The organism is Microcystis sp. M53603_WE2, assembly GCF_030065435.1.
The window spans coordinates 1-3,382 of the sequence record NZ_JASJFF010000156.1 but is presented as its reverse complement, the minus strand read 5'-3'; the positions used below and the strand labels follow the sequence as shown (position 1 = coordinate 3,382).

The following is a 3,382-nucleotide window of genomic DNA, read 5'->3' as shown; positions in this document are numbered from 1 at the left end:
TATCGATTACGTCGTCACCAAAATTCCTCGCTTTGCCTTCGAGAAATTCCCCGGCTCCCAACCGATTCTAACCACCCAGATGAAATCCGTCGGGGAAGCCATGGCTATCGGTCGAACTTTCCAAGAATCCTTTCAAAAAGCACTTCGCTCCCTAGAAACGGGCCGTTTTGGCTTTGGTTGCGATAAAATCGAAACTCTCCCCCCCCTCTCGGAAGTCCGGGCTGGTTTGCGGACACCTAACCCCGAACGGGTTTATAGTATCTACCATGCTTTTAAATTGGGCATGAATGGGGAGGAAATCCACGAACTAACCGGGATCGATCCCTGGTTCCTCGATAAATTGGCCGATTTGATGGAAACCGAGAAGTTCCTCAAACGAACTCCCCTGAAAAGTCTCGGCAAAGAGGACTTATTCGCTATTAAACAACAGGGTTTTAGCGATCGCCAAATCGCCTTCGCCACCAACACCAGCGAGGACGAAGTAAGAAGTTATCGCAAGGGTTTGGGTATTATTCCAGTCTATAAAATGGTGGACACCTGCGCGGCAGAATTTGAAGCTCTGACACCCTATTATTATTCCACCTACGAACAGGTAGAATCGGAAGTTTTACCCTCCGATAAACGCAAAGTGATGATCCTCGGTGGTGGCCCCAATCGCATCGGCCAGGGGATAGAATTTGACTACTGTTGTTGTCATGCCGCTTTTTCCCTCAGTCAAGCCGGTTTTGAGACGATTATGGTTAACTCTAACCCGGAAACTGTCTCCACCGATTACGATACCAGCGATCGCCTTTACTTTGAACCCCTGACTAAAGAGGATGTCTTAAATATCATCGAAGCGGAACAACCAGAGGGTTTAATTATTCAATTCGGTGGGCAAACTCCCTTAAAACTGGCGATTCCCCTGCAAAAATATTTAGAATCGCCTAATTGTCCCGTAAATACCAAAATTTGGGGAACTTCACCCGATTCGATCGATGCCGCCGAAGATCGGGAACGTTTTGAACAAATCCTCCGAGAATTAGATATCCGACAACCCCTCAACGGTATTGCCCGCAATTTCCAAGAATCCCAAGCAGTGGCTAAACGCATCGGTTATCCTGTGGTAGTACGTCCGTCCTACGTTTTAGGCGGTCGGGCGATGGAAATCGTCTATTCCGATAGCGAATTGGAACGCTATATGAAGTATGCGGTACAGATAGAACCGGATCACCCGATTTTAATCGATAAATTCCTCGAAAATGCCATCGAAGTGGATGTGGATGCCCTGTCAGATGCGACGGGAACAGTAGTTATCGGGGGATTAATGGAACATATCGAACAAGCGGGCGTACATTCGGGCGATTCTGCCTGTTCTATCCCCCATACGTCCCTGAGTGCCTCGGTTTTAACCACAATTCGACAATGGACGGTGGAACTAGCGAAAGCTTTAAAAGTAATCGGTTTGATGAATATCCAGTATGCGGTGCAGGGGGAGACAGTTTATATCTTAGAAGCGAATCCCCGCGCTAGTCGTACTGTTCCCTACGTTTCCAAAGCAACGGGAGTTCCTCTGGCAAAAGTTGCCTCCCTCGTCATGTCGGGCAAAACCCTAGCAGAATTGGGTATCATCAGCGAAGCAATTCCCCGTCATATTGCCGTGAAAGAAGCGGTTTTACCCTTCCAGAAGTTCCCCGGTGCTGATACTCTCCTAGGACCAGAAATGCGTTCTACAGGGGAAGTAATGGGGATTGACAGCGATTTTGGCAAAGCTTTCGCTAAAGCAGAAATGGCCGCCGGCGTGATTTTAGCCACCAGTGGGACGGTTTTCGTCTCGATGAATGATCGCGATAAAACCCCCATGGTTCCCGTGGTTAAGGATCTGCAATCCCTCGGTTTTCGCGTCGTCGCCACTTCCGGAACTCGTAAAGTTTTGTTAGAAAACGGTTGCGAAAATATCGATTTAGTGCTAAAGATTCACGAAGGCCGTCCCGACGTTGTCGATTGGATCAAAAATGACTGGATTCAGTTTATTGTCAATACTCCCAGTGGTGAAGAATCCCAAAACGATGGCCGAAAAATTCGCCGTACTGCCCTCGATTATAAGTTACCAATTATCACCACTATCGCCGGGGCAAAAGCGACAGTAGCGGCCTTAAAATCCCTGCAATCGCAACCTTTAGAGGTGAAAGCTTTACAGGATTATCTCGCCTAATTTCAGTTATCAGTTATCAGTTATCAGTTATCAGTTATCAGTTATCAGTTAGAAAGGGGATATAGGGGTTTAGGGAAATTTCAGCCAAATGCCCCACTACCCCACTACCCCATCTCCCCATCTCCCCACTACCCCATCTCCCCATCTCCCCATCTCCCCATCTCCCCACACCCCACACCCCATCACCCCATCTCCCCATCACACCCCACACCCTTCTCCCCAATTCCTAATTCCCATGACCGATACTCTAAACGATTATAAAAACCTGATTAGTGAACTGATTAACCGTTATAAAAACCGCGTCGATTTCCTGACAATTCGTCTGGAAGAAGCGCGGGGGACGAATATTCTACTACGTTCCGAACGAGTGGAAACCCTCAGCGAAGGTATTGCTATCGGTGGTCAGGTACGCGCCTGTTATAAAGGAGGTTGGGGATTTGCCAGCTTTAATCAATTATCCAGTTTACAGGAACGATTAGAAGATGCGATCGCTGCTGCCCGTTTAATTGGGGAAGAAGAAACCCTGATTGCCCCAGTAGAACCTGTAATTATTAGTTGTGAATTGCCTTTAACAGGAACGGATCCCCGTTTAGTACCATTAGCCGATAAAAAAGCCCTCTGCGATCGCTATAATAACTTACTGCGTCAACATCATGCCAGTATTGCCACCACTTCCGTCCGTTACAGCGATAGCAGTCAACATATTCTTTTAGGCACTTCTGACGGGACTTTAATCGAACAAAAATGGTCAGACTTAGAAATGCGTTTTTCGGCCACCGCTAGAGATGGGGACAGTGTACAAACAGGCCGGGAAACCACCGGATCCCGAAAAGCTTTCGAGGATCTGATCAATTTAGAAGAACAGGTGCAAGGGTCGGCTAAACGTGCCGTACAAGCCCTAGTTTTGCCCCCTGTCAAGGGCGATACTTACACCGTCGTCATCGATCCCATTTTAACCGGTCTGTTCGTCCATGAGGCTTTTGGCCACCTTTCCGAGGCAGATATGTTATACGAAAATCCCGACCTTTTGGAAGTGATGAGTATGGGCAAACGTTTTGGACCAGATAACCTGCAAATCTTTGACGGGGCCTATCCGGAAGGTCATCGGGGCAGTTATTTTTATGACGATGAGGGAACCCCCGCAACCACGACTCAGTTAATTAAAGATGGGGTTTTGGTGGGAAGACT

General features: G+C 47.8%; 2 protein-coding genes. Both read left to right on the top strand.

All coding sequences use genetic code 11. The annotated features are described in order from the left end of the window. Positions 1-2,194 (top strand): carbamoyl-phosphate synthase large subunit (gene carB / locus PX481_RS03540; protein ID WP_288093684.1); only part of this gene is annotated, 2,194 nt, incomplete at its 5' end. 235 nt (positions 2,195-2,429) lie between these two features. Next, the coding region (locus tag PX481_RS03535; protein ID WP_288093685.1) for a TldD/PmbA family protein at positions 2,430-3,382 on the top strand (953 nt) is incomplete at its 3' end.